At 68.6% G+C, this 26,025-nt stretch carries 28 protein-coding genes and 2 pseudogenes; 18 read left to right on the top strand and 12 right to left on the bottom strand.

The features are described from left to right. Positions 1-5 precede the first annotated feature (5 nt). A complete protein-coding gene (locus tag MBA17_RS29060; RefSeq protein WP_238499795.1) occupies positions 6-3,803 on the top strand; it encodes a S8 family peptidase in 3,798 nt (1,265 codons plus the stop codon). A 118-nt stretch (positions 3,804-3,921) separates the two neighbouring features. Here MBA17_RS29060 and MBA17_RS49720 read toward each other — a convergent pair whose 3' ends face one another. Then, positions 3,922-4,050, bottom strand: coding sequence for a hypothetical protein (locus MBA17_RS49720; RefSeq protein ID WP_274386129.1), 129 nt, complete (start codon positions 4,048-4,050; stop codon positions 3,922-3,924). A gap of 162 nt (positions 4,051-4,212) precedes the next feature. Between MBA17_RS49720 and MBA17_RS29055 the strand changes: the two genes are divergently transcribed. The 3 genes from MBA17_RS29055 (at position 4,213) to MBA17_RS29045 (ending at position 6,469) form a co-directional block, all read left to right on the top strand. After that, a complete protein-coding gene (locus MBA17_RS29055; protein ID WP_238499794.1) occupies positions 4,213-4,698 on the top strand; it encodes a MarR family winged helix-turn-helix transcriptional regulator in 486 nt (161 codons plus the stop codon). Between the two features lie 213 nt (positions 4,699-4,911). Beyond that, on the top strand, positions 4,912-5,640 hold the full coding sequence (locus tag MBA17_RS29050; RefSeq protein ID WP_238499793.1) for a nitroreductase: 729 nt from the start codon (positions 4,912-4,914) through the stop codon (positions 5,638-5,640). Between the two features lie 265 nt (positions 5,641-5,905). Continuing rightward, positions 5,906-6,469 carry an NADPH-dependent FMN reductase gene (locus tag MBA17_RS29045; protein WP_238499792.1) on the top strand — a complete coding sequence of 188 codons (564 nt, stop codon included), beginning with the start codon at positions 5,906-5,908 and terminating at the stop codon, positions 6,467-6,469. A gap of 332 nt (positions 6,470-6,801) precedes the next feature. On the opposite strand, the gene MBA17_RS29040 is transcribed toward MBA17_RS29045, so the two are convergent. The 6 genes from MBA17_RS29040 to MBA17_RS29015 form a co-directional block, all read right to left on the bottom strand. After that, on the bottom strand, positions 6,802-7,749 hold the full coding sequence (locus MBA17_RS29040; protein WP_238499791.1) for a FecCD family ABC transporter permease: 948 nt from the start codon (positions 7,747-7,749) through the stop codon (positions 6,802-6,804). Between the two features lie 71 nt (positions 7,750-7,820). Beyond that, a complete protein-coding gene (locus MBA17_RS29035; RefSeq protein WP_238499790.1) occupies positions 7,821-8,819 on the bottom strand; it encodes a FecCD family ABC transporter permease in 999 nt (332 codons plus the stop codon). Further along, positions 8,816-9,850 (bottom strand): iron-siderophore ABC transporter substrate-binding protein, encoded by a 1,035-nt coding sequence (locus MBA17_RS29030; RefSeq protein WP_238499789.1) that lies wholly within the window; start codon positions 9,848-9,850, stop codon positions 8,816-8,818. The genes MBA17_RS29035 and MBA17_RS29030 overlap by 4 nt, the downstream gene beginning before the upstream one ends. Continuing rightward, the gene (locus MBA17_RS29025; RefSeq protein ID WP_238499788.1) at positions 9,847-10,728 is read right to left on the bottom strand and encodes a siderophore-interacting protein; all 882 of its coding nucleotides are present in this window, start codon (positions 10,726-10,728) and stop codon (positions 9,847-9,849) included. The genes MBA17_RS29030 and MBA17_RS29025 overlap by 4 nt, the downstream gene beginning before the upstream one ends. 162 nt (positions 10,729-10,890) lie before the next feature. After that, on the bottom strand, positions 10,891-11,130 hold the full coding sequence (locus MBA17_RS29020) for an amidohydrolase family protein (protein ID WP_238499787.1): 240 nt from the start codon (positions 11,128-11,130) through the stop codon (positions 10,891-10,893). A gap of 139 nt (positions 11,131-11,269) precedes the next feature. Beyond that, positions 11,270-11,890 carry a TetR/AcrR family transcriptional regulator gene (locus MBA17_RS29015; RefSeq protein WP_238499786.1) on the bottom strand — a complete coding sequence of 207 codons (621 nt, stop codon included), beginning with the start codon at positions 11,888-11,890 and terminating at the stop codon, positions 11,270-11,272. 118 nt (positions 11,891-12,008) lie between these two features. Between MBA17_RS29015 and MBA17_RS29010 the strand changes: the two genes are divergently transcribed. The 5 genes and pseudogenes from MBA17_RS29010 to MBA17_RS50590 form a co-directional block, all read left to right on the top strand. Next, positions 12,009-13,001, top strand: coding sequence for an aldo/keto reductase (locus MBA17_RS29010; protein ID WP_238499785.1), 993 nt, complete (start codon positions 12,009-12,011; stop codon positions 12,999-13,001). 210 nt (positions 13,002-13,211) lie between these two features. Continuing rightward, complete coding sequence (locus tag MBA17_RS29005) at positions 13,212-14,102, top strand: aminoglycoside phosphotransferase family protein (protein WP_238500145.1); 891 nt, start codon at positions 13,212-13,214, stop codon at positions 14,100-14,102. A gap of 82 nt (positions 14,103-14,184) precedes the next feature. Then, positions 14,185-14,475, top strand: coding sequence for a hypothetical protein (locus MBA17_RS29000; RefSeq protein WP_238499784.1), 291 nt, complete (start codon positions 14,185-14,187; stop codon positions 14,473-14,475). Positions 14,476-14,792: 317 nt separating this feature from the next. Then, positions 14,793-14,948: pseudogene (locus MBA17_RS28995) on the top strand (LysR family transcriptional regulator); the annotation flags it as partial. 123 nt (positions 14,949-15,071) lie between these two features. Next, positions 15,072-15,306, top strand: a pseudogene (locus tag MBA17_RS50590) (helix-turn-helix domain-containing protein); the annotation flags it as partial. A gap of 93 nt (positions 15,307-15,399) precedes the next feature. Here MBA17_RS50590 and MBA17_RS28985 read toward each other — a convergent pair. Further along, on the bottom strand, positions 15,400-16,314 hold the full coding sequence (locus MBA17_RS28985; protein WP_238499783.1) for a hypothetical protein: 915 nt from the start codon (positions 16,312-16,314) through the stop codon (positions 15,400-15,402). A 373-nt stretch (positions 16,315-16,687) separates the two neighbouring features. Between MBA17_RS28985 and MBA17_RS28980 the strand changes: the two genes are divergently transcribed. From MBA17_RS28980 to MBA17_RS28960, 5 genes are all read left to right on the top strand, one after another. Beyond that, positions 16,688-17,269 (top strand): ArsR/SmtB family transcription factor, encoded by a 582-nt coding sequence (locus MBA17_RS28980; protein ID WP_238499782.1) that lies wholly within the window; start codon positions 16,688-16,690, stop codon positions 17,267-17,269. Beyond that, positions 17,266-18,576, top strand: coding sequence for an MFS transporter (locus MBA17_RS28975; RefSeq protein ID WP_238499781.1), 1,311 nt, complete (start codon positions 17,266-17,268; stop codon positions 18,574-18,576). The genes MBA17_RS28980 and MBA17_RS28975 overlap by 4 nt, the downstream gene beginning before the upstream one ends. A gap of 580 nt (positions 18,577-19,156) precedes the next feature. Then, complete coding sequence (locus MBA17_RS28970; RefSeq protein WP_238499780.1) at positions 19,157-19,993, top strand: FAD-dependent monooxygenase; 837 nt, start codon at positions 19,157-19,159, stop codon at positions 19,991-19,993. A gap of 2 nt (positions 19,994-19,995) precedes the next feature. Continuing rightward, positions 19,996-20,367, top strand: a complete 372-nt coding sequence (locus MBA17_RS28965) for a Rossmann-fold NAD(P)-binding domain-containing protein (protein WP_238499779.1) — start codon at positions 19,996-19,998, stop codon at positions 20,365-20,367. Between the two features lie 37 nt (positions 20,368-20,404). Beyond that, positions 20,405-21,124 (top strand): TetR family transcriptional regulator, encoded by a 720-nt coding sequence (locus MBA17_RS28960; RefSeq protein WP_238499778.1) that lies wholly within the window; start codon positions 20,405-20,407, stop codon positions 21,122-21,124. 308 nt (positions 21,125-21,432) lie between these two features. Here MBA17_RS28960 and MBA17_RS28955 read toward each other — a convergent pair whose 3' ends face one another. Together MBA17_RS28955 and MBA17_RS28950 are read right to left on the bottom strand one after the other, a co-directional pair. Beyond that, positions 21,433-22,620, bottom strand: a complete 1,188-nt coding sequence (locus tag MBA17_RS28955; RefSeq protein WP_238499777.1) for a serine/threonine protein phosphatase — start codon at positions 22,618-22,620, stop codon at positions 21,433-21,435. 48 nt (positions 22,621-22,668) lie between these two features. Further along, positions 22,669-23,166 (bottom strand): DinB family protein, encoded by a 498-nt coding sequence (locus MBA17_RS28950; RefSeq protein ID WP_238499776.1) that lies wholly within the window; start codon positions 23,164-23,166, stop codon positions 22,669-22,671. A gap of 303 nt (positions 23,167-23,469) precedes the next feature. Here MBA17_RS28950 and MBA17_RS28945 point away from each other — a divergent pair, with 303 nt between their 5' ends. Beyond that, positions 23,470-23,697, top strand: a complete 228-nt coding sequence (locus MBA17_RS28945) for a hypothetical protein (RefSeq protein ID WP_238499775.1) — start codon at positions 23,470-23,472, stop codon at positions 23,695-23,697. Positions 23,698-23,732: 35 nt separating this feature from the next. Here MBA17_RS28945 and MBA17_RS28940 read toward each other — a convergent pair whose 3' ends face one another. Next, the gene (locus tag MBA17_RS28940) at positions 23,733-24,167 is read right to left on the bottom strand and encodes an SRPBCC family protein (RefSeq protein ID WP_238499774.1); all 435 of its coding nucleotides are present in this window, start codon (positions 24,165-24,167) and stop codon (positions 23,733-23,735) included. Then, complete coding sequence (locus MBA17_RS28935; protein WP_238499773.1) at positions 24,167-24,502, bottom strand: ArsR/SmtB family transcription factor; 336 nt, start codon at positions 24,500-24,502, stop codon at positions 24,167-24,169. Before MBA17_RS28935 ends, MBA17_RS28940 begins: the two co-directional genes overlap by 1 nt. A 99-nt stretch (positions 24,503-24,601) precedes the next feature. Here MBA17_RS28935 and MBA17_RS28930 point away from each other — a divergent pair, with 99 nt between their 5' ends. The 3 genes from MBA17_RS28930 (at position 24,602) to MBA17_RS28920 (ending at position 25,934) form a co-directional block, all read left to right on the top strand. Continuing rightward, positions 24,602-25,060 carry a DUF1579 family protein gene (locus tag MBA17_RS28930; RefSeq protein WP_238499772.1) on the top strand — a complete coding sequence of 153 codons (459 nt, stop codon included), beginning with the start codon at positions 24,602-24,604 and terminating at the stop codon, positions 25,058-25,060. 220 nt (positions 25,061-25,280) lie between these two features. Beyond that, complete coding sequence (locus MBA17_RS28925; RefSeq protein ID WP_238499771.1) at positions 25,281-25,454, top strand: hypothetical protein; 174 nt, start codon at positions 25,281-25,283, stop codon at positions 25,452-25,454. A gap of 174 nt (positions 25,455-25,628) precedes the next feature. After that, positions 25,629-25,934, top strand: a complete 306-nt coding sequence (locus MBA17_RS28920; RefSeq protein ID WP_238499770.1) for a hypothetical protein — start codon at positions 25,629-25,631, stop codon at positions 25,932-25,934. The last annotated feature ends 91 nt before the right edge of the window (positions 25,935-26,025 follow it).

The raw sequence follows: 26,025 nt of genomic DNA, 5'->3' as shown, positions 1-26,025 counted from the left end.
TAGGCGTGCTGCTTTCCACTGGGATGGCCGCGCCGACCCCACCTCCCGCTCCCTCCGTCCCGGCGCCCGTCGTCGGGACGGCCGAAGAGCCCCAGAAGAAGATCACGCTGATCACCGGGGACGTGGTGACCTACACCACCGACCAGGACGGCAGCCCGCAGGTGCGGATCGAGCCGGCGAAACGGCCCGACGGCGCGCCGGTGTTCTTCCTGTCGGTACGCGAGGGTGACGCGTACTACGTCTACCCCACGGACGTCATGAGCCGGCTGTCGGCCGGACAGCTCGACAAGGGCCTGTTCGACGTGGCGTACCTGGCGGGCAACGGCTACTCCGACGCGGAGAGCCCCACCCTGCCCGTCATCGTCCAGCACGGGCCGCAGCAGCGCATCGCCGGGGCGCGCACCCTGGCCAGCATCGACGGCGCGGCCGTCAAGGTCGACAAGAAGGCCGCCGGCCAGTTCTGGGCCGGGCTCAGCACGGCCAGGTCGGCGTCCCAGAAGATCTGGCTCGACCGCAAGGTCCAGGTCTCCCTCGACCGGAGCGTCAAGCAGATCGGCGCCCCCGAGGCGTGGGCCGCCGGGCTCGAGGGCGCCGGCGTCAAGGTGGCCGTGCTGGACACCGGCATCGACGCCACCCACCCCGATCTGGCCGGACGGATCGCCGCCACCCAGAACTTCAGCTCCGAGTCGAGCGCCCAGGACGGGCACGGCCACGGCACCCACGTGGCCTCGATCATCGCGGGCAACGGCGCGAAGTACCGGGGAGTCGCTCCCGAGGCGTCGCTGCTGGTCGGCAAAGTGCTCAACAACTACGGCAGCGGCCTCGAGTCCGACGTCATCGAAGGCATGCAGTGGGCGGCCGCCCAGCAGGCCCGCGTGGTCAGCATGAGCCTCGGCGGCTGCTGCCCTGGGCCGGACAACCCGCTCGACCAGGCACTGAACAAGCTCACCGCCGAGTCGGGAACGCTGTTCGTGGTCGCCGCGGGCAACGACGGCAAGAGCCGCGCGATCGGCTCGCCGGGCACCGCCGCCTCGGCGCTCACCGTCGCCGCGGTGGACCGTTCGGACGCCCTCGCCTCCTTCTCCAGCCAGGGCCCGACCGCTGTCGACTACAGCCTCAAGCCCGACATCAGCGCCCCCGGCGTGGACATCGTCGCCGCCCGCGCGCGCGACACGTCCATGGGGGAGCCCGCCGAGGACGGCTACACCACGGCGTCCGGCACGTCGATGGCCACCCCGCACGTCGCGGGCGCTGCCGCGCTGCTCGCCCAGCAGCACCCCGACTGGACGAACACCCAGCTCAAGGCCGCGCTCACCAGCACCGCCCACGGCGACGGCCAGGACGCCTACGAGGAGGGCGCCGGGCGCGTCGACGTCGCCCGCGCCGTCAAGCAGCGGGTACGCGGCTCCGGCAGCATCGACTTCGGCTTCCTGCCCTCGCCCCAGAACGGCGCGGTCACCAAGACCCTCACCTACACCAACGACGGCGACCAGCCCGTCACCCTCACCTTGAGCACCGGCGTCAAGGCCCACCGGGGCGGCGCGCCGCCGTCGAACACGCTCACCCTCGACCGCGACACGGTCACCGTCCCCGCGCACGGCACCGCGCCGGTCACGGTCACGTTCGACCCCTCAGGACCTGACACCTGGTACGAGGGCTTCGTCCGGGCCTCGAACGGCGACGTCCAGGTGAACACGGCCGTCGGCGCGTTCGTCGAGCCGAAGAAGGTCACCGTCCGGGCCAAACTGGTGCTCCCCGCCGGCGCGAGCGACAACACGCAGATCCCGTGGCTGTTCATGCGCACCGACGACCGCGACGACCTCCAGTACTCCTACCTCCCCGCCACCGGCATGGAGACCGAGGCCCAGGTCTACCCCGGCACCTACACCGTGATCAGCGCGCTGGCCTGGCGCGGCGCGGACGGCGAGTGGGTCCAGTCGCTGCCGGCCGACCCGCAGATCGAGATCACCAAGGACACCACGGTCACGCTCGACCTGCGCAAGGCGCGCAAGGTGTCGGTGAAGACACCGCGCGACTCAGAGGTCCACCTCTCCCAGTACGCCTTCCGCCGCATCGCCGCCAACGGCGTCGCCTACGTAGACGTGGAGTCCCTGTATCCGGGGTACGGGCTCGACGACTACGTGCTGCTGCCCACCCGCAAGGTCACCCAGGGTTCCTTCACCCTCACCGGCCGCTACCAGCTCGGCGCGCCCGCCATCACCATGAAGGTGCCCGGGGGCTCCAGCCTCACCCCGCGCTACCAGAACGTCCAGTCGAGCACGCCCAAGCTCGACGGCCGCAGCCGGCTCCCGCTCGTCCACGCCGGCAAGGGCGTCGACTTCAGCGGCCTGGACGTGCGCGGCAAGCTGGTCCTGCTCAACCTTGAGGACCTCTGCCCGGCCACGACCTGCTCGGGCAACGCCCTGGACCGGGTCAAGGCAGCCCAGCAGGCGGGCGCCGTCGCCGTCCTCGGCTACGGGGCTGCCGGGCGGGCCTTCCTCGACCCGGCGGGCAGCTGGCCCGTGTACCCGATCCCGACCATGAGCCTGCCGGCCAAGGAGGGGCGGGCGCTGGCCGCCCTGGCCGGGCGCCGGCCGGTGACCGTCACGGCCGAGGGCGTCGCGACCACGCCGTACCTCTACTCGCTGATGCTCCCCGAGCAGGGCAAGGTGCCCTCCGACCTCGATTATTCGGTCAGGACCCGCGACCTGCAGCGGATCGAGGACCGCTTCCACGCCGACCGGCCCGGCGGGGTGAGGCTGACCATCTCGGCTTCGATGATCAAGCCGGTCAGGTATTCGGGGGTGTGGTCCATGGACCACGACGTGCGCTCGCAGACCACCCTCACCGAGTACGTGGGGCCGGTCTCGCCGGACGTCGTCTGGACCCGTTCCAACACCACGACCTACGAAGGCGGCACCGACTACCACACCAAGCGCGGGCTGTCGGCGACGGCCGTGGACATCTTCGCCTCCGCCGGCTCGCGAACCGAGCCGTGGGGCATCCAGCCCCGCGTGCCGGGCAACGTCGTCGTCTCCGACGCGGTGCGCCGCTCCGGCACCCTGCAGTGCTTCCCGTGCCGCACCAATGACACCTTCCTGGCGGCTCTGCCGATCATGGGACCGGTGCCGAACCACCAGGAGGCGTTCGCGTACAACGCCAACTTCCAGAGCGACAAGCACGGTGGCAAGGACGAGATGCACCTGTACCGCGACGGGCAGGAGGTGCCGCTCGTCGAGGCCACGGTCGTACTCGCCATCTTCGCGATCATCGTGCCGACGTTCACGCTCCCGGAGGAGGACGCGGCCTATCGACTCACCGACAAGTTCCACACTCCCAACCCGTCGCAGCTGTACGCCAAGGACGTCGAGACCGCGTGGACGTTCCGCGCCAAGCGGCCGACCGGCGGGATGACCAGCACGGCCGACGGGCTCTGCCTGGCCTGGCTCGCCACGGGCAAGCTGGCGCCGTGCGAACCGGTCAGGCGGCTCAACCTCCGCTATGACGTGCCGCTCGACCTGGACAACCGGATCAAGGCGGGCACGTCGCACCGGATCACCGTCAGCGGCTACCACGGTTCCTACACCGCGCAGGACGCGAAGGTCACCGACGTGAAGCTGTCGGTCACGTTCGACGACGGCGCCCACTGGACGCCGGTCCCCGTCTCGGCCTCGGGCCGTGCCACCATCACACCTCCCCAGCTGTCGCGCACGACGGGGGCCCTCGGCCTCAGGGTCCAGGCCACCGACGCCGAGGGCAACGCCGTCGAGCAGACCGTCCACCGGGCGTACGGGCTGAAGTGACTCCCGGCCTCCCCGCTTCCAGGATTCGGAAGCGGGGAGGTCGGGTGGCCAGGAAGCGTCCTCGTCGATTAGCCCTTGTCGCCGCTTTCGTTGGCGCGGACGAACCTGCGCTGGAATATCACCACTGCGGCCCTTGGATGCCGAAGAAGCCGAGCACCTGCGTGAGCGCCCCGATCCGGTCGCGGGTGTCCCCGTACGGCTCCAGCGCGCCGATGCTGGCGTGGTCGGCGAATCGCGCGGTGTCCATCCCTGACAGGTGATCGACCATGAACGGCAGAACGCCACGATGCCCGCGCCCGGGGCCGGGTGCGGGCTGGGCGGTCGTCTACCGAGGGTGGTCTGGCCACCGAGCCGCATTAATTTCAATTGATACCGTATTGAATGAAATGATGGCTGATAATATTGGTTCATGAGCGCCGACGTTCCGCACAGAACCACTGTCTCGCGTGCGACTGACCGCCCCGGGGATGCCTCGCCTTTCGCTCTCGGCTTGCTGCTGCGCCAGGCGCACTGGCGCGCCGCCACGGTGATGGCAGAGGCGCTTCGGCCGTTCGGCATTGAGTTGCGGCATTTTGCCGTGCTGATCGTGCTGGTCGACCGCGGGCCCACGGTGCAGCGGGACTTGGCGGCGGCGACGGGGTCGGACAAGGCGGGAATCATGCGGGTCGTGGACGACCTGGAGCGAAAGGGGCTGGCCGTACGAAAGACCGTTCCGGGGGACCGGCGGGTGCGGGCAGTGGAGATCACGCCTCAGGGCGTCGAGCTTTTCGATGCAGCCCATGTGGCGGCGGAGCCGCTGGCTGAGCGTCTGGTCGCCGAACTGGGGCCCGGCGGGTCCGAGCAGCTGAGGGATTTGTTGACCCGGTTTGCCTATCCCGCAGGCGGTGAGGCGTAAGCGCGTCCGCGCGCCGGTTGCCTGCCGCGTGGGCGCCCCGCGCGGTAGTAGACGACGGCGGCGTTCGTGGTCGGTTCCTGTACTGGTCACCTTCCTCACGATGTGCGAGGGCCCAGATTTCTCGCCAAATGGTATTGAATGATACTATCGTGAATGATACCGTTGTGAACGTAACGAAGGTGGGCACGTCGAGCAGACAGGGAGGTAGCGATCTTGGACGTCTATGAGGCGGTCACGAGCCGACGGGCGGTGCGCGGGTTCACCGACCGGCCTGTCCCGAAGGAGGTGCTGGAGCGCGTCCTGTCCGCCGCGGCTTGGTCGCCGTCCGGATCGAACCTCCAGCCCTGGCACGCCTACGTGCTGACCGGCGGACCGCTGGCCGAGCTCAAGAAGCGCGCCGGCGAGCGCGTGGCCGCACGCGACCCCTGGGACGAGCGGGAGTACGAGATGTACCCGTCCGCGCTGAAGTCCCCGTACCGCGAGCGCCGATCCGCCTTCGGCCAGGAGCGCTACAGCGCCCTCGGTATCTCGGGCGAGGACTGGGAGGCGCGCCAGCGGGCCGCTTCCGCGAACTGGGACGCTTTCGGCGCGCCCGCCGCCCTGTTCTGTTACATCGACCGCGACCTGGGCCTGCCTCAATGGTCCGATGTCGGCATGTATCTGCAGACCGTCATGCTGCTGCTCCGCGCCGAAGGGCTGCACAGTTGCCCGCAGATGGCGTGGTCGGTGTATCGCAGGACCGTCGCGGAGGTCCTGTCACCCCCGGACGAACTCATGCTCTTCTGCGGCATGTCGATCGGGTTCGAGGACGTCACGGTGGATTACATCCGTACGGGCCGGGCGCCGCTCGACGAGACGGTCACGTTCGTCGAGGGTCGGCCCACAGGAGAAGGATTATCACGGCACCCGCGGCCAGACGCAGGACGTCGCGGCCAAGCCTGACGTCGGCGGGTTCACCTGTTCGCTCGCCCGTGAGCTGGGCGGCTACAACATCACCGCCAACGTGATCACCCCCGGCCTCGCCGTCACCGAACAGGCACGCAAAGCGTTCCCCGCGGCGCTGCCGGAAGCGCGGCGCAACACCCGCGCCCCGCGACGCGACCAGAAGCCCGAAGACCTCGTCGGCACGGTCCTCCGACGCCGACTTCATCACCGGCCAGACCGTCGATGTTGACGGCGGCAAGTTCATACCTTGAGAGGAAATGCAATGACTTACACCGTTGGTTACATCGTCGGGAGCCTGTCCCTGAAGTCGATCAACAGGAAACTCGCTCTGGCTTTGAGCCGTCTCGCGCCGCCGGAACTCCGCCTCACGGAGATCCCCATCGGCGAGCTGCCCCTATACAGCCACGACCACGATCCGAACTACCCCACCGTGGCCCAGGAGTTCAAGGACGCGATCAAAGCCTCCGACGCCCTCCTGTTCATCACCCCGGAGTACAACCGGTCAATCCCGGGCGCGTTGAAGAACGCCATCGACTGGGCGACCCGGCCCTATGGATCCAACGTGCTGAACGGCAAGCCGGCCGCGATCATCGGAACCTCACCCGGCCCGATCTCCACCGCGGTCGCACAGCAGCACCTCAAGACCATCCTGTCCTTCACCAACTCCCCGGTGCTGGGTCAGCCCGAGGCCTACATCCAGTTCACCAAGGGACTGATTGACGACGAGGGCGCCATCCAGGTGCCGTCCACCGCCGAATTCCTGACCGGATACATGCGGGCCTTCGTGGCGCACATCCGGCGCCACCACGATATCCCGGACCTGTAGGGCACCCTGAGAACGAGCCTCATCGTCGCCGCCGGCGCCGATCGGGCCGGCCTACGTGCACACCCTGGCCAGCACACCGGAGCAGGTGCTGCTGAGCATGCGCAGGCTGTGGCCGGCGGCGTTCAACGCGCTCGGGCACGACGAGCGCTCGGGGCTGTCGTGCGGGATGCCGACGGCCTGGGCGATGCTCCTACGACTCTCACGAGCGCTGCGCCGTACTCACCCGGTCGGTCGCCTGGCTGACGGACAGGGCGAGCCGGCCACGCCGCCGACCTCACGGGGCGGCGGGAAACCTGGCACCTCCCGTCGTCAAGACCGGCCGCCTTCTGGCGTCAGGTGCGGCGGCCCCGGGCCAGCAGCCATAGCAGGAGGGGAGCCCCGAGCACGCCGGTCACCACGCCGACCGGCAGCTCCACGTCCGGGATCAGCAGCCGCGCGACCAGATCGGCCGCCAGCACCACGCCGGCCCCGGCCAGCGCGGAGGCCACCGGCGGCGGCCACGCGGTGCGCGCGAGACGCTGGGCGATCTGCGGGGCGCCCAGCGCCACGAACGCGATCGGGCCGGCCGCCGCGGTGGCGAACGCGACCAGGGCGACGCCGGTCAGGAGCAGTGCCAGCCGCGCTGCCTGGACCGGCGTGCCGAGCACGGTCGCGACCTCGTCGCCGAGTTGGAGCGCCCGTGTCCAGCGGCCGAGCAGGAGCGCCGCCGGCAGGAGTACGGCCAGGGCCAGCGCCAGCGGCACCGCGTGGCTCCAGGAGCGCCCGTTGAGGTTGCCGAACAGCCAGCCCAGGGCCTGCTGTGCCTGGAAGTCGCCGCTGGTGACCATGAGATACTCGGTGGCGCTGGTGCAGATCCAGGACACGCCGATGCCGACCAGGACGATGCGGTAGCCGGTGGAGCCCCGCCCCCAGGCGAGCAGGTATGTCAGCAGTGCGGCGGCCACGGCGCCCGCGAAGCCCAGCACGGGCAGCCCGGACCCGACGCCGAGCACCAGCCCGGCCACCACCGCCACCCCCGCGCCCTGGGTGACGCCGATCATGTCGGGGCTGGCCAGCGGGTTGCGCGTCATGGCCTGGAAGAGCGCACCCGACAGGCCGAACGCCGCGCCCGCGAGCAGCCCGGTCAGCGCTCTGGGCAGGCGCAGCTCGCGCACCACGAACGCGATGCCCTGGTCGCCGGTCCCGAGGAGCGACTGGATGACCTCGCCCAGGCTGAGCGGGAACTCGCCGAGCCCGATGCCCAGGCAGAAGGCCAGGAAGGTCACAGCGGTCACGGCCACGCAGACCACGATGAGGCGCGGCCGCAGCACCCCGGAAACGGGCGGTACGGCAAGCCGGAACGTCACCCGGTTCATAGCTGGGCCAGACGCTGGCGGCGGGCCAGCACCAGGAAGAAGGGGCCGCCGATGAGCGCGACGAGGAGTCCCGCCTGCACCTCGATCGGCGGTGCGATGATCCGGCCGGCGATGTCGGCCACCAGCAGCAGGCACGGCGCCAGCAGCGCGGACACCGGCAGCAGCAGCCGATGGTCGGCCTCGCGGCCGCCGTGCCTGGCCATGAGGCGCGCAAGGTGCGGCACCACCAGCCCGACGAAGACCACGGGCCCGATGGCCGCCACCGCCGCGCCGGTGAGCAGCATCACCGCCGCCGCCCCCTGCACCCTGACCCAGCCGACCCGGCGCCCCAGCCCTCTGGCCACATCGTCGCCCAGGGCGATGCTGTTGAGCGCCGGCGCCGAGGCCAGCGCGAGCACCGCCCCCACGGCCACGAACGGCAGCAGCTGCGGCACGACCTGCGTCCCGGCGCCGGACAGCGACCCCGCGGACCAGAACCGGTACCTGCTCAGCGACTCCGGATCCACGAGCACGAACGCGCTGGTCACGGAGCTCAGCAGGAACGTGACCGCGACCCCGGCCAAAGCCAGCTTCACCGGCGACATCCCGTCCCGCCCGAGCCCGGCCAGGCCGTACACGACGATGCTGGCGATCAGCGCGCCGGCGAAGGCGAACCACACGAAACCGGACATTGTCATGATGCCCAGCAGGCCCATGGACAGGACCACGGCGAACGCCGCCCCCGCGCTGACGCCCAGGATGCCGGGGTCGGCCAGCGGGTTGCGGGTGAGCGCCTGCATGAGCGCGCCCGACAGCCCGAGCGCGACCCCGGCGAGCACGCCGAGCATCGTCCGCGGCGCCCGCACCGACCAGATCACGTCCCGTACCTCCTGGCTCACCTCCGCGTCGGTCAGTGCCCGCACTACTTGGTCCAGGGGGATCTGCCGGGCTCCGAGCGACAGCGACAGCAGGCAGACCAGGACTAGCGCGCCCGCCGCCGCTGCCACGAGCTTCACGAGGGCAGTTCGACTTCGGTCGTGGGCGAACCGTCCACGGCGTCCGCGAGCCTCGGCACCAGCGTGTCGAGTACGTACGGCAGGCTAAGCACGGTGAGGAAGGCGACGGCGTTGCCGTGATCGGTGCCCTCGGGCAGGTAGACCTCCCTGCCCTCCTTGACCACGTCGAGCTTGCTGTAGACGTCGTCTCCGTGCAGGATCTCCCGGCCCTTCGCCAGGTCGGTCACGCTCCAGACGATCACGCCGGTGTCGAGCAGGTCGAGCCGTTCCCTGCTGATGTTCGCGCCGAACTTGTCGCCGATGACCTTGTCCAGGTCGGGGGGCAGCGTGAAGCCGAGCGAGCCGAGCAGCCGTGAGCGATGGTCCTGGCTGCCGAAGACGAAGTAGCCCTCGTACGTCGTCGCCATGAGCCCGCTCGCGCCCTTGAACTCGGGGTGCTCCTTCTTCACCTGTACGAACCGGTCCTCGATCTGCTTGACCAGCGTTTCGGCGTCGGCGGCCCGGCCCACGGCGGTGCCGACCTTCTTCGTGATCTCCTGCCAGGGGATCCCGTAGTCGATGTACTCCTTGGGCTGGGCCACAGTGGGCGCGATCTTCGACAGTGTCGTGTACTGCTCCTTGGTGAGCCCCGAGTACAGGCCCAGGATCAGGTCGGGCCGCAGGGCCGCGATCTTCTCGAACTGCGGGCCGCTGCCGGTGTCCTTCAGGACCTGCGGCAGGGCCGCGCCGCCGAGCTTGGGCTGGGCCCATGGGCCGATCGCGCCGGGGTAGTCGCCGAACCACTCGGTGGTCGCGACCGGCACGATGCCGAGGGCGAGGAGGGTGTCCTGCTCCATCAGCCCGACGGTGACGATCCGCTTCGGTTGCGCCGGGATCGTGGTGCTGCCGTACTTGTGCGTCATCGTGACGGGGAACCCGCCAGGCGCCGCGCCGGACGAGGCGGCGGGGGCGGCGGGCTGGGCGGTCGAGCCGCAGCCGGCGATGGTGACCAGGAGCGCCACGAGGGCGATCGCGCGGGTCAGGTGCTTCATTCGTTGTGCTCCGATCGGCCCTGCCGCCAGTAGCCCATGAAGGCCACGGATCGTCTGTCCATACCGCGTTCGGCGACGAGGTGCCGTCGCAGCGCCTTGAGCATCGCGGCCTCGCCGGCCAGCCAGGCGTACAGCGGCTCGTGCTCCTCCACGTCCTCCTGCGGCACCTCCCAGAGTTCTTCGGCGTCGACGTCCACGTCGTCGAAGGAGTCGGGCAGGGGGAGCGGCGGGAGCAGCCGGTCGGCGGCGGCCCGGACGGCGGGGACCAGCAGGGCGCCGCGCTCGCCGCCCTCCCTGGCGAGCCAGCTCACCTTGACGGAGGCGGCCGTCTCGACCTCGAGGATGTCCTCCTCGCGCGGTACCTCCATCAGGGCCTCACCCTCGAAGCCCGCGGGCAGTCGCTCAAGGATGGAGCAGATCGCCGGCACCGCGGTCTCGTCACCGGCGATCAGCACCGCTCCCGTCCCGGCCGGCGGGCGGAACTCCAGGCCGCCCGGTCGCTCGCTCTCGTGGCGCGCGTCGGGGCCGTAGAGCGCGACCGGATCCCCTGGTCGCACCGTCTCCGCCCACCGCGCCACCGGGCCGCCGTCCGGGTGCACGACCACGTCGACGTCGACCTCCCGCGCGGCCGGGCGTACCAGCCGGGCGGTGTAGGTCCGCATGGGGTTGCGCCTGTCCTCATCCAGCTTCCGCCACTGCTGGAACCAGTCGGAGCCGGTGGGCAGGTGGGTCAGGCCGTGTTCGGGCAACGGAAGGATGAGCTTGATCCGCTGGTCGAACCCGTGGTCGGCGAAGACGTCCAGGTCGTCTCCGGTGAAGGTCACCCGGAGGAACGAAGGGCTCAGTTGGTGCAGGCTGTCAACGCGCACGTGAAACATACGAAAGGGCTCGAACACGCCCGGCTCACCCCGATTTCATAAGGTTTGCCTTACCTTACTCATGGGGCCGGATTTGTGCCACGCGGGCCGCGCCTTCGCCACTACCGTCTCGGCTCGAAGTGATCCATCATCAGTTTCCGCGGACCACCACGGAGTGGATCTTCATGGTGGTCGCCATGTCGGCCGGCGGATCGGCGTCAGGACGACCAGGTCGGCGAGTTCGCCCGGTTCGACCGTGCCCAGCGTCCGCTCCAGGCCGAGGAAACGCGCCGGTTCGCGGGTCGCCGTCTGCAGAGCGCGCATGGGGCTGAGCCCCGCGTGCACGAGGTTGGCGAGCTCGTCGTGCAGGTCGAACCCGGGGACGATGTACGGCACGTCGCCTCCGTCGGTTCCGGCGAGCACCGGCACCCCAGCCTGCGGGTCGGATGAGACCGGACCGTCGGGCACGGGCTGGTCAGGCAGGACGTAGCCGATAGCGCTGTGGTGCTGCCCGAACTGTTGGCGGAGCCGCCGGTCCGGTCGGTTCGGCGGTCTCGTGTGCTCAGGTGGCGCGGGGGAAGATGCGCTGCACGGCGGTCACGACGGCGGCGCGGCGGGCGGCGGCGGAGGGGTCGGCGGCATGCTGGGCGGCGGCTGCGGACAGTTCGGGCTGGGCCGCCCAGGTGGTGGCGATCTGGTTGATGAGGGCGAGGATGTCGGCGGGGTCCCAGGAGGAGTCGAGCCTCCCGGCCTGCTGAGCCTGGCGGAGCTGGCCGAGTTTGCGGTTGATGGAGGTCTGGGTGGCGTCCCCGCCGGTGGCGGGGCGGGCCAGTTCCAGGCGGCCCCAGGTGATCAGCCGGTGGTGGTCGGGGCGGGCGCTGAAGTAATCGAACAGACGGCCCGCGTAGCCGGGAAGGTCGGCGGGGTCCAGCTGGGTGGCCTCGGCGATCACCACGAGCTCGCGCTCGGCGACGTGCGCGTACAGCGCCTCCTTGCTGCGAAAGTAGGCGTAGATGCGCTCCTTGCTCGTGCGGGCCTGGCGGGCGATGCGGTCCACCCGGGCGCCCGCGATGCCGTGCAGGGCGAACTCCTCCTTGGCCGCCGCGACGATCCGCTCTCGCGTGGTGTCGCCGTCGGCAGCGGCTGAAGGGCCGGCGGTGCCGACGTCGGAGAGCTCAGGCATGTAACCACCATAAATGACCAAACCATCCGGTTTGGACAAGGTCGCCGCACATACATAGACTCCCAAACCAAACAGTTCGGTTCGGCCCATGGGCCGGCCGCGAGGAGAGGGCTTCTTCATGCAGCACCGCAAACTGGGCTCCCAAGGCCTGCGCGTCTCGGCACTCGGCCTGGGCGTGATGGGAATGACCATGGCGTACGGGCCCTCCGACGAGCAGGAGAGCATCGCCACCATCCGCCGCGCCCACGACCTCGGGGTCGATTTCCTCGACACGGCCGAGCTGTACGGGGCGGGCACCGGCAGCAACGAGCTCCTGCTCGGCACGGCGGTCAAGGACTTCCGCGAGGAGGTCGTGCTGGCCACCAAGTTCGGGTTCGACATGACGGCCGAGCCGTTCGGAGCGGGTTTCAACAGCCGCCCCGCCAACATCCGCAAGGTCGCCGAGAACAGTCTGCGCTACCTGCAGACCGACTACATCGACCTGTTCTACCAGCACATCTCCGACCCGGATGTGCCGATCGAGGACGTCGCGGGGACGGTCGGCGAGCTCATCGCCGAGGGCAAGGTCAAATATTTCGGGTTGAGCAACGTCGGCCCCCAGTACATCCGCCGCGCCCACGCCGTCACCCCGGTGTCGGCCCTGCAATCCGAATACTCTCTGTTCGAACGGGAGATCGAGGACACGATCCTGCCGGTCCTGCGTGAACTCGGCATCGGCCTGGTCCCCTACTCCCCGCTCGGCCGCGGCTTCCTCACCGGCGCCGTCAAACCCGCCGACGCCTACTCCGCCGACGACATGCGCAGCTGGGACGAACGCTGGCAGGGCGACAACTACGCCTACAACCTCAACGCCACCCGCCGGCTCACCGAGCTCGCCGAAGGCAAGGGCATCACCACCGCCCAGCTCGCCCTCGCCTGGCTCCTCGCCCAGGGCGAGGACGTCGTCCCCATCCCCGGCACCCGCAACGCCCAGCGCCTTCAGGAGAACACCGCCGCCGCCGACATCCACCTCACCGGCGACGACATCGCACGCATCAACCAGATCCTCCCCGAAGGGTCAGCCGGCAGCCGCTATCCCGCCGCCCTTCTGGTCAACTTCCAGACCGACTGAGGAGACACGTAAGGCGCTTAACACTTGGGGCAGCACCTCGGTTCCTAAACCTCCACGCACCTTCCAGGCCGCTTCCTCAGAGAGTGGCCTTTGGTGGGCCAACCAGTCCAGCGATGAAACCCGGTCGACAGGCAAGCCCACGGTGCACTGTGATAGTCCGGCCGCCCGCCGTACGGAGCGGGCCGATCGCAGGAGTTGCTCTTGGCAGCCGTGAGAACCGCGGACACCCGCCCCACGATCAATGCCGCACTGGTCAGGAGGCTGGTCGATACGCAGTTCCCGCAGTGGGCCGCGTTGCCTCTGGAACTGCTCGATCCGGCCGGCTCGGACCATGTGATCTACCGGCTGGGGGAGCAGTTGTCCGTCCGGCTGCCCCGCCACGCCGGCGCCATCGGACAGGCCGCGAAGGAACTCGAGTGGCTGCCCCGGCTCGCCTTGCGACTGCCCCTGGCCATCCCGGTACCGGTGGGAGTGGGTGAGCCCGACTTTGGCTATCCGTGGCGGTGGGCGGTGTCCCGCTGGCTGGAGGGCGAGGTGGCGACCATCGAGGCACTGGCCGACTCGTCCGCGGCCGCCGTCGAACTGGCGGAGTTCCTGGTCGCCCTTCAGCAGTTCATGTGCGATGACGTTCAGGCCATGGAGGCCCGCGAGGACCTCGCCGACCAGCCGTTGGCGGGCCGGGATCGCGCGACGCGGGCCGCCATCGCAGAGGTCGGCGGCGTGTTCGACACCACCGCCATGACCGAACTGTGGAACGCGGCCGTGAGCGCCCCCGGATGGCAACGCCCTCCGGTCTGGTTCCACGGCGACTTCCACACCGGCAACTTGCTGACCGTGGGCGGTCGTCTCAGCGCGGTCATCGACTTCGGTGGGCTCGGCATCGGCGATCCGGCCTGTGATCTGACCATCGCCTTCACCCTGATGTCGGCCGACAGCCGGGCCGCCTTCCGCACCGCGCTCGGTGTGGACGACGACACCTGGACCCGGGGTCGCGGCTGGGCCCTTGCCACCGGCCTGAACGCCTACACCGCCTATGCCGCCGTCAACCCGAGGGTCGCCGCGCAGACCACCCGTCAGATCACCGAGGCCCTCATCGGCTAGATCAGACTTCGTTGGAAGGCGGAGCAGCAGCTGTACTCTGCAGGAGGCCAGCTCGTTAAGCGACTGGGGGCATGCTGAAAGCATGACTGGTGATCAGGTAAGCGCTGCTGTCCGTGTATTAATCACTCGATATGACCCTGAAGGTCTGTTGGGTATGGGGGCTCCTGAAGATGAGTACGATCCCGAAGTGCGCGATCTCGCCGCTCTAGTTGACGGTAGTGAAGAGATCACCGCCGACGCTGTCGGCTCTATCTGGAACCGATGGTTCAACATGGCCTCCAATTGGTGCACCCGACAGCCCGAGCAGGTCGTTGAGGTCGCAGCCGCGCTGGAGAGGCTTCGTGGCCAACGGCAGCGCTCGGGTCCTTCCTGATAACAGTCGGATAGGCGACCTCACTCCGTTGCGTTGACGGCGGTGCGGGTGGCGGATTTGCCGACGATGTTTTGTCCGCGGGGAAGGTGGCCGGCAGGGCTTGGAGCGCGAGATTGTTGATCGCGCGGGGCTGGCCGCGGCTGGTGGTGTGGATCAGCGAGGCGGCGTCGTCGGTGAACAGCGGGTCGGATCGGTCGGCCAAGCCCACGGGGGGGTGAGTCTGGGGATAGGTCATACTCCGCGAGTGCGTGCAGCCTATGACCGCCAAAATTTCTGTCCAGCTTTATTGGTGCATGGAGGGATACCTTCCCCGCATGATGTACACCTTGGAGCAACTCCGAGGCTCTGTCGCCGTGGCCGAGGAACTGCACTTTGGCCGGGCGGCCATGCGGCTTCGCATGACCCAGCCGCCGCTGAGCCGTCAGATCCGGAAACTCGAATCAGCAGTGGGCGTGCAACTGCTCGAACGCGACCACGTTCCGCCGAGTGACGGCGACCCATCGCGCTCGCAGGCCTACGCGCAAGGATACGGCTACATCCTCGGCATGATCGCGGCCGCCGAACATCGAGCAGCGCGAGGGTAACCCGGGGGGGCACCGCCGGTCAGACGACCGACGGTGCCCCTTCTGGCGCGTCCCGCTACCTGCGCGCGGACGAGCGGATTCATCTCGCTGACCGGGTGCGGGAGAGGTTTCGATCCGCGAGATCGCGCGCGAGCTGGGCCGTGCGCCTTCGACTATCAGCCGGGAGATCCGGCGCAACCGGCATCCCACCAACGGCCAGGCCTGTGCCGACGCGCGCCGACCCCGCCCGAAACCGAGCAAGATCGGCAGCCCGCTGCCTCGGCGAAGGGAACGCCTTGACCGTAGAGCTCTCTCGCCGACGTATCGCCCCGTGATCACTCACTGGTTCAGCGACGCCCCCTCAGGGACAACGAGTGATGACGGAGAGGCCGTTGTGAATCTTGGTCCAGACGTTGGGAGTTCCGGAGTACTTGTAGATCTCGTCCGTAACGTGGTTCTGGCGGTAGATCGTACGGTCGGTGACGACGAAATGGAAGCCTGGTGAGCTGATCTTCTTCCAGACGCCGGGTGGTCCGGTGTAGAGGTACACATCGCCGAGGTTGTCGTCGGTGCCGGCGATTATTCCGAAGCCCCCGGACCACACGACTGCGACGTTGAGGCCGGGTGCGTTGATGCGGACCCAGGAGCCGTCAACCTTGTTGCGGACGAAGATGCCACCGATTTCGCCGACGTTCTCTTCCACGGCGTAGATGTCGGTGGTGGTGGACATGTAGACGATTCGTCGGTCGCCCGGCGGCCTCCCGAGTGGCGTCCAGACGTGAGGGGTGCCGGTGTAGAGGAAGGCTGCGTATGTGCCAGGCTGCGTGGAGATGAGCCCTTGTGGTCCCCCGGAAAGGCCGGCATGCGGCCCGCCGACCGCGGTCCAGCTACCGGGAACCCCGGAGAACTGCATGATCACTGACCGGTTGTAGGGCGTTCCATACACCGTCGTGCCGACGAAGGTGAAAACGCCCGGATTTCCGATCCAGCGCCAGTCGGTTCCGCTGAGGTGCTGGAAGACATGATCCGTTACTGGATTGGTGGCCAGGAGGGTGTGGTTGTTGCCGTAGATCATCCGGGGCGGATCACCGATCTGCGTCCACTGCCCAGGTGTTCCTGTGTAGCGCATGATCGCTTTGCCGGCTGCGCTTGAGTACCCACACAGGGTTCCGTCGTCGGCTGCGGCGGCCGGAGAGGCCGCGGTGGTCTCCAGCGCCGTCGGGCCGCCTGTGATCAGCAGCGCCGCCGCTGCGATGCGCGCGGTCCGCGATCGCATCCGCAGACGTCTGCGTCCCCGCGCCACACCTTCTGCTACGCCAGATCGCTCCCCAGATCGCTCCATGGTCCCACTCCCGCGCTCGGATGTCCCCGACACATGCCGCCGTTTCCCGGCTGACACGTCGACGGTGGGGGCATCACGCCGCGCCCGGCAACGGCCCGCCGAATCATCCGTACAAGCCCGTACAGGGCGTAGCCACAGCGCCTGACTCTCACACGGCGAACAGTTCGCCGATCTCTTCCAGCGGAGCCGCCGGCGTCCGCGCGCGGTGACTCGCGGGCCGTCGACAAGATCGATCGATCAACGATTGCAAACAGTTATTCGCGAATGAGTGTTTGCGAATGAGTGTTTGCGGTCTAGCCTTCGAGGCATGACCGAACCCGGCGAGAGCGTGGTCGTCCTCGATGCCAAAGGCCTGCGGGCCCTGGCCCACCCGGTACGGGTGCAGCTCGTGGACCTGCTGCGCAGACATGGCCCGTCCACTGCCACCCGCCTGGCCGAGCGCCTGGGGGTGAATTCGGGCACGGCCAGCTACCATCTGCGCAGGCTCGGCGCTGCCGGATTCGTGGAGGAGGACACCGAGCGCGGCAACGCCCGCGAGCGCTGGTGGCGCTCGGTCCACCTCATCACCCGCCTCACCGACGAGGAGCTGGCGGAGCGGGAGCCCGAGGCGGCGCTGGCCTACATGCAGTCCGTGGCCGCCGTGTACAACCTGCGCACCCAGCGGACGCTGAACGAGCTGCAGACCATGCCAGGGGAGTGGCGGCGCGTGCTCGACCTCAGCTCCTTCGCGCTGCGCCTCACCCCGGAGGAGGGGCAGCGGCTGCGCGAGGAACTGGAAGAGGTCATCTCCCGCTACCGCCGCGACATGCCCGGCGAGACGGCGCCCGAGGGCGCCGTGCGGGTCTCGCTGATCACGCAGCTCCTGCCCGAACTGCCGGAGGGCGCGTGACGGGTTCGCGCGGGTCCTTACGCCCGATGGCCGGCCTGCTCGCGGCCATGACGGTGTCGCTGACCGGCACGCGGGTGTCGGCCATCGCACTGCCCTGGTTCGTACTGACGACGACCGGGAGCCCGGCGCAGACGGGAGTGGTGGCGTTCGCGGAGATGGCCCCATACGTGCTGGTCAAGGCGCTGACCGGGCCGCTGGTCGATCGGGTCGGGCCGCGCCGGATCTCGTGGGTCGGCGACGTGGTGAGCGCCGCGGCGGCCGGGGCCGTGGTCCTTCTGCACGCGCTGGACCTGCTGCCGCTGGGTGCGCTGATCGCCCTGGTCGCGGTGGTCGGCGCGGCCCGCGGTCCAGGGGACCTGGCCAAGGAGATCATGGTTCCCGAGGCGGCCGAGCAAGGGCGGGTGCCGCTGGAGCGAGCCACCGGGCTGATGGGCGTGACCGAGCGGCTGGCCCAGACGGTGGGGCCCGCGGCGGGAGGCGCAGTGGTGGCGCTACTCGGGCCGCTGGCCAGCCTGGGCATCAGCGTCGCCTGCTTCGCGCTCGGCTCCGTGGTCGTGGCGTGGGCGTTGCCCCGCGGCATGGGGCACCGCGCGCCGGCGCAGCAGGACAAGGAGGGGTACTGGCAGCGGTTCGGCCAGGGCTTCGCGTTCCTGCGCGGCGAACCGCTGCTGCTCTCCGTGATCGTCATGGTCGGCGTCACGAACCTGCTCGACGCGGCCTTCAGCCAGGTCCTCGCGCCCGTGTGGGCCAAGGAGTCCGGCCACGGCCCCGCCATGGTCGGTCTGAACAGCAGCGTGATGGGGTTGACGGCCGTCGGCGGCAGCCTGGTCGCGGCCGCCGTGGCGCACCGGATGCGGCGCAGACCGGTGTTCTTCGTGGCGTTCCTGCTCGCCGGGCCGTCGCGCTTCCTCATCCTGGCGGTGGACGCGCCGGTATGGGCCATGGTGGCGGTGTTCGCGGTGGGCGGGTTCGCCGGCGGGTTCCTGAACCCGATCCTTGGGGCGATCTCGTACGAGCGGGTGCCGCGGCGCCTGCTGGGCCGGGTCAACGCGCTGAAGGACTCCCTCGCATGGGCCGGGATCCCGCTCGGCGGGCTGGTGGGCGGGGTGGCGGTGGCGGCCGCGGGGTTGGCGCCGGTGCTGCTCGCAGGCGGGGCGGCCTATGCGCTCACCACCAGCCTGACAGGGCTGCGGCCCGAATGGCGCGAGATGGACCGGCTGCGCGGCCAGGGCCCACCCGCCGTACCAGCGCCACGGGAATGTACCGACACGACGGACGTAGGCAACGCTGATCAACGGTCGCCCTGATCAGGCATAGCATCCGGGTGTACCTGGGTCGGGCCAGGGCGCGGTGCTGGTCTCGCGATCAGTCCGTTTCCCTGACCCGCCCGCCGAACCCGGCGTGCATGTCTCCACGCACCGGGCTCTCCGCGTGTCTTGCCCGGGGGTCGACCGCCTGCAACGGCGGTTGCCGGTGGTGGTGTCCACGGCGTCGGACTTTTGGTTCCGCACTAACGGCAGCGGGTCACTTTGACGCGGGATGCGCCGGTGAACTCGACGCCGTTGCAGGCCAGTTTCCAGGTGCCGGGCAGGCAGAACCGGCGGTGCAGCTGTCGCCGGCTGATCCGGGAGTGTTTGCGGAAGATCCAGCCGACGATGCGATGCCACGCGTGGTTATCGATCGCGCCCCTTGGACACTCCATGCCGGAAGTAGTCGATCGCCCTTGTCTGTAGCTGCCTCGTCCATCGCCTCTCCTGTGACCTCGGCGCCTCGGCGGCAGCCGAACCGAGCCCGGGCGGCCCTGTGGCTCACGACATACTGACCAACAGAACCATATTGGTCAGTTAATTGGTAGTTTGGTCGCGACGGCACCGGAAGGGGAACGACATGGGAAACACGATCGGGCGCGGCCGGGCGCTGGTGGTCGGACTCGGGATCGCGGGCATCGCGACCGCCTTGCGGCTGCGGCAGGTGGGCTGGGAGCCGGTCCTGGTGGAACGGGCCGCCGGCCGCCGTTCGGACGGGTACTTCATCATGCTGTTCGGTGCCGGCGTCGCCTCCGCGCGCCGGCTGGGTGTGCTGGAGGCGATCGGCGACCGCAGCGGCTCGCAAGTCGCCTACGAGGTGAACCGGGCCGGGCGCCGCGCCCCCGGCATGAGCCCGGCCAACCTGCCCGGCAGTCCCCGGCAGCTGTTGCGCGGCGACATCGAGAAGGCGCTGTTCGCAGCGCTGCCTGACGATGTGGAGATCCGCTACTCCACCGTGCCCACCCACATCACCCAGGACGACTCCGCGGCCGAGGTCGCCCTGCACGACACCGTTTCCGACACCACCGTCACCGAACGCTACGACCTGGTCGTGGGCGCCGACGGCATGCGCTCGACGGTACGTAGGCTCGCCTTCGGCGCCGAGGACTACCTGCACCCGCTGCACTACATGATCGGCGCCACCGTCCTGGACAAGCCGATCCACGGCTTCCGCCAGGAGGAAGGCCTCATCCTGGCTGAGCCCGGCCGCTCGGCATGGACCTTTCCTACACCAACCACACCCCGGGCCTGCTGTTCTCCTACCGCACCAGCAACATCGACGCCGAGTTCACCCGCTCGCCGATCGAGTCCATCCGCGCCGCCTTTGGCCCCCAGCCCCCCGGCGAGCTGCTGGAAAGCCTGTTCACCGCGTTCGAACAAGCCCCTGACCACCTGTTCGACTCCGTCAACCAGGTGAAAATGCCGCGCTGGCACCGCGGCCGGGTCGTCCTGGTCGGCGACGCCGCCTGGTGCGTTACTCTCTTCGCGGGCATGGGCGCCTCCAGCGGGCTCGCCGGCGGCGAACTCCTCGGCACCATGCTGCAACGCCACGACGGTGACCTGCCGGCCGCGCTGCGCGCCTGGGAGGCCCGGATGCGGCCGTTCATCCACACCGAACAGGACAGCGCCCTGGCCATGCGCAGGATCTTCACCCCGCACGACCGCAAGGAACAGCTCATCCGCGCCGCGATGCTGCGCCTGATGCGCGCACCGGCTATCGGCCCGGTCATGGGTAAGATAATGAACGGGCCCAACATGACCAACAAGAACCTCGACGTCGCCGCCGTGTGACCCCTCACCCGGCCCGGCAGGAACAGGACAACCCAGGGTGAGCCCGCTGATCGAACACCATTCGCGCAAAGCCGCCCGCATCCTGGACTGCACCCGCAAACTGGTGGCCGACCATGGCGTGCGCAAGGTCACCGTCAGCGAGATCGCCGGCGCCGCCGGCGTCGGCAAGGGCACCGTCTACCTGTACTGGCCCACCAAGGAAGACCTCATCCTCGGCCTGTTCGCCCGGGAACTGCTCACCTTCCTGGACGCGATCATCGCCCGCATCACCGCCGACCCCACCGCCGTGCTACCGCGCCGCCTGGCCCCGCTACTGCTGCGCACCGGGCAGGAATCCGCGCTGGCGCGCCGCCTCAGCAGCGGCGACGCCGACCTGCTGCGGCTGCTCACCGAACAGGCCGGCGACCGCGACCTGTTCGACCGCACCCAGCCCAGCGCGCTGTGCGAGGCGGTCATGCCGATCCTGCGTCGGCACGGCCTGACCCGCGCCGACCAGCCCCTGGCCGACCAGGCCTACGCCATGCACGCGGTCCTGGTCGGATTCGGCAGCGCCATGGCCGACCCGGCCTCCGCCCCGCACAGCACCGGCGACCCCGGCGACGTCCTCGCCGACACCGTCGCCCTGCTGCTCGAACCCCCGGCCGCGCCCGGCGAGCAGGCCATCACCGCGGCCGCCGACGCGACCGTCGCCGTCTTCCGCCAGGCCCAGGACGCCGTCCTGGCCGTCATCGACCGCAGCCAGACCCCCCAGCGGTGAAGACCCCTTCCTCGGCTCCGAGCAGCCCATCCGATTCCGGACCTCCACCATCGTCACCGTGGCCGCCTGCCTGCTGCTGTATCGCGCCCTTCCGCCAACGCGATCCGGTGGAACCAGTCCTGCTCCGCGTTGTGTAACGCCTTGCGCACGAGTCTGGTCATGCGGCCGGGCGACGGCGGCTGAGCGTCCCATTCTTTGTCTCCCTCGACAGGCTCTGCTCTCTGCCGGGCGGAGGCCCTGGTCAAGGTGGAGCGCCCGCGGCGAAGCGAGGACGAATGACCTTGACCAGCAGCTTCGCTCGGCGATCATCAGAGTGATGAGGAAAGAGAGCCGATGGCGCGATCGACTTGTTCGGCCGGATACGGGGTTGCCCGGCTCTCCCCGAACAGGTCCCAATAGAAGTCGTTCATCACGACCGTGGCCGGCGCGTACCGGCGGATCATCGCCGCCAGGGGCTCAGGAACGCCTACAGGCTGCTCACCTTCGGCGTACCTCCGGATGTGTTCGTTTCGCGCGGTAGGCCCGCCGGCCCTCGGAACGGCCACGCCGCACACGTTGGTCACCAGCCAGTTGACCAGGTTCATGACCACATAGCCCAAATCATGGCTCGTGTTGCGCGCGATGAAGTCCGACTCGTCGGCCGACAGGTCGAACCGCGGTGACGTAGCCAGCCCGAGATCTGCGAAGTAGAGGCGCTGACCGTCGGTGAGAATGTTGCGGAAGTGAGCGTCGAAGTGCAGTAGCCCGTTGGTGTTCATGAACGCCACATCGGTCAGCAGGCACCGTTCGACCATCGCGCAGGCCGAGATCAAGGCGTCGGCGCCGGCAGCAAGCTGTGTTGCCAGCCAGGCATTCAAGGTCATCGGGATGTACTCAAGGAACAACACGACGCTCGCCGACGCCGAAGCGACGGCTTCCAGCCGTTCACGCACGGCCGGCGAGCCACCCCAGTACGCAACGGTCCGGTCGATGTCGGCATGTTCATCGTCCACCGGTGCCGCCCCGGGGAGCACTCGCCAGTGATACATCATCGAGAACGCCTGACTCCGCTCGGCCAGTGCCCAGTTCGTGGTCAAGGCGTTGGCCGCCAGCTCGCGCCAGGCACCGAACCCGGGTCCACCGACTCCGTACTGGCAGAACGTGGGAAGCCCGAACACATTCGCCGTGGACATGACGTTCTCTGGACGGCGCTCGAGGTCTGTGAGCGAGATCCGCTTGGCGAACACGGGCACACCATCGATCTCTAGCCGCGTGGACATGCCGCCTATCCCGGACCCGATGACGCTCGCCTTGCCGACGAGCTCACTGAGCTGTCGATCACTGAGGAGCGCCAAGGCAGTCGACACGGCGCCGTACTTGACTACCCGCGCCTCATACGAGATTCCCACAACCGGTGTCCTGTCCTGATCCCAGATGATCCTTTGCAGCGGAGAGACTGTCAACGCCTCCTCGCCCGCGTCGACGGACGAGGACCACACAGGATCGTCAACGGGCATTGACGTCTGTCTGCCGGGAGCACCTGACCGAGGCAATCAGGTTGCCGGTCACTCGCCGGTAGCGCCATCGGTTCTCTCCCGGAGTAGGTCGGCGTGGCCGTTGTGCCGTGCGTACTCCTCGATCACGTGCAACAGCACCCAGCGGACCGTCACCAGCGATCCGTCCCCGCGAGTGCCGGTGTCGTCCGGGGAACGTCCCGCAATGATCGCCCGTGAGCGTTCGATGGTCTGCCTCCAGACATCGAATGCCTGCCCCACGTTGGCGGAATCGACATCGTCGAAGTCTCCGTCGGGGTTGGCGTCGTCGGAGTAGAGCGGGAGAAGATCTAATCCACCGACACAGCTGCCGATCCAACCGCGCTCGACATCGGTGAGATGGCGAACAAGGCCGAGCAGCGATAGCGACGACGGGGGCACGGCGCGTTCACGGACAGCGTCGTCGCTCATGCCGGTGCACTTGAGTGCAAGGGTGGCGCGATGAAAGTCGAGGTAGGCGGCCAGAGTGGCGGTCTCTCCCGCTATTTGAGGTGGAGTCTCGCGATTCATGCGACCGATCCTGCCTTAACTCGATCTTCGTGGATGCGCATCTGGCTCGTCCCTGCTGTCCAGTCGCTCGCAGGCCGGCCCGAGTTTCCTAGGATCACTCTCCGGCGGGGGCTGAGGATTCAGCGCCCCAGGCGCGTGGCCTGGGGCGCTCCGTCTGACCGAGCCCGAACGTGCGCACGGCACCGGGATACGCCTCTACTTCGCGGTCCATGACACTGACCCGAGCGGAGGGCCTGGTTGGATGATCATTGTCGGGCGCCGGGCCGATGGTGATGTGGAGCAACGAGTACGAAGGACTGTCAGGTGGAGGACGAAGCACGGCTGTGGGCGTTGGTAGAGGCTGCGTGGGCGTCCCTGGGCGTGGAGGTCAACCAGGCGCGGCAAGCGCTGGAACACCGAACGCCGGTGCCGGACGAGGAGTTGGATGGTGCGCCGGCCTTCTCCCTCGTGGACGATGCGCTGGAGGACTTTCTTGAGCAACCCCGCCGTCAGCAGCGAGAATCTGTCGGCCGAGGAGTTGACCAGTCTTGATCGAGCGGTCGCTGATCGGCGGTAAAGGGCCGGGGTCAGCGGCACTGGTGTTGCGCCGTTTCGCCGAGACGGTTGAGTAGGTGCACCCAGCCGTGGCTGGTCTCGTGTTCGAGATGGGGTGGCAGGCCGGTGTGCCGGAGGGTGAGCATGGTGCCGTCGCCGTCTCGGACGAGGGTGACTTCGACGCGGGAGCTGCCGGGCAGTAGGTCGGGCACCCCGGGAGCGGTCTTCCAGCCGAAGGTGAAGACGATCCGTTCATAGGGCACAAGCTCCACGAACTGACCGCACATCACCGGGCGTGGGCCTTCTTGCATGTGCACACGCAAGGCGCCACCAGGGCGGGCGTCCAGCTCTGCCTCACCCCACCATTGGGCCAGGCGAGCCGGATCGGTGAAGAACGACCAGACCGTCTCGGGTCGGGCCTGGATACGCAACGTCTGCTCGATTGTTCCGCTCTCCCCAACGCTCATCATGATCCCCTCATGTCGTCCTCACCGGTATGTGCGCGCTCCTGCCGCTCGGCGGCGTCCTTGAGTCGGCCGAGCGAGGCCGACCACATCGTCTCCAGGAACGTCACCGCCTCTGCGAGGCCCTCGGGGCGTAGCCGGTAGAAACGCCGGTTGCCGGCACGACGGAGGTCGAGAAGCCCTGCTGCGACCAGGATCCGCAGGTGCTGGGAGACCGCCGGACGGCTGATGTCGGAAAAATGCCGGGCGATGTCACCCGCCGATACTTCGCGGTCGCGTACCAGCACGAGGATCGCGCGACGGGTCGGGTCGGCGACCGCTCGCAGCGCCTCGTCCACCGTCCACCGCCTTCACCCGGTCCGCTTGCGCATCCACCGGATCGCTTGTAAGTATTTAAGCAACATCTTACACACTTTCTGGATCAGGGGAAACGCGCCATGCCCGACAACACCCAAGCGTCGACACCGGAGAACGAGCACCTGAACGCGCTGGTCGGCCGGTGGCGTTCACAAGGGCAGACGGTCGCCACCTCGACCGAACCCGCCCTCCAGATCACCGGATCCGACACATACGAGTGGCTGGAGGGCAGGTTCTTCCTCATTCACCGCGTGGACGTGCGCATCAACAATGACAAGGTCGAAGTCATCGAAATGATCGGCCCCTACGATCCCGAGACCCGGACCTACCCCATGCGCTCCTTCGACAACCGGGGCGACTTCGGCACGATGCGGGCGAGCGTGAACGACAACGGCATCTGGACATTCGCCGGCGAAACAGAACGGGCCACACTGGTGATCGCCGAAGACCACACCACTATGACGGCCAAGTGGGAACGCATCGACAACGGCTCGGATTGGCTGCACTGGATGGACATGACCTTCACAAAGGTCTCCTAACCCCAGCCGTCTCCTCACCTCGTCGCCAAGCCTCCGGCAGCGCCGCAAGGGGTCACCGCGGTAGCGAACAGCGACCGCAGCGCGGTGAACGTGCCCGCGCGCTGGTGACCGCTCAAGACGTTCAACACCTGAGGGACGTCGCTTCGGGTGATCTTCCGCAACTGATGCCGGAGACGTCCGCGCCGGGAGCGGGCGGCGCACCCGGCTGCGGCTGAACCTCGTGGTCGGGGATGCCCACAGAGCGCTCACGGAGATCGTCATCAGACTTGATCACAGCGGAGACGACGCCATCGCCGAGGCTTCGATGCAGGTGCCGGAGCCGGTGATCGCCCTTCTGCAGGACCTGTCCGAACAGGACCGGCAAGCCCTCGCCGAGCTGATCAACCACCAGTGATTCAAGGTCCAGTGAAGTAGCCAAGTATCTCCATGAGATACACCCCTTGGACCTCGCCACCTCAACGCCATTGGAGTGACCGAGCGGTGACCACGGCGTGAGCGACGGCGGCAATCATTACCGCGCAACGACAAGGTCGCTGCGCCTATCTCATCACTCGTCCGAGGAGACGGCATGTCACACAAGCTCCGGGCCCTACCGATGGCACTCCTCCTCGCGGGAGGCATGACCCTCTTCCCGACACCGGCACATGCGGTCCCGGGCCTCCTCATCATCAACGGAGAACGCATCATCGACCCGCCCGACGGCTCTTGCCATGTGAGGACACCGCCCTTGACCGTCTACCACGAACTGGGGGGCTCCTATAAGCGGGTCACCGTGCATTCGGTTCCCAACTGCAGGGAAACCGTCGGCGGCCTTTCAAGAGGGCAGAGGTACACATTTCCTGACTACGTGGTCGCCGTGAAGGTCCACTTCTGAACGACCAGGCCGACGACGCCTCTGGTGAGCCGGGCACGCCGATCCCGGCCGCGGTCGGCTACCGGGGAACGTGCTCGCCGGGCACCGTCGT

Source organism: Dolomitihabitans soli, assembly GCF_022213955.1.
Classification (GTDB): domain Bacteria; phylum Actinomycetota; class Actinomycetes; order Streptosporangiales; family Streptosporangiaceae; genus Streptosporangium_A; species Streptosporangium_A soli.
This window is presented reverse-complemented; position numbering and strand designations above follow the sequence as displayed.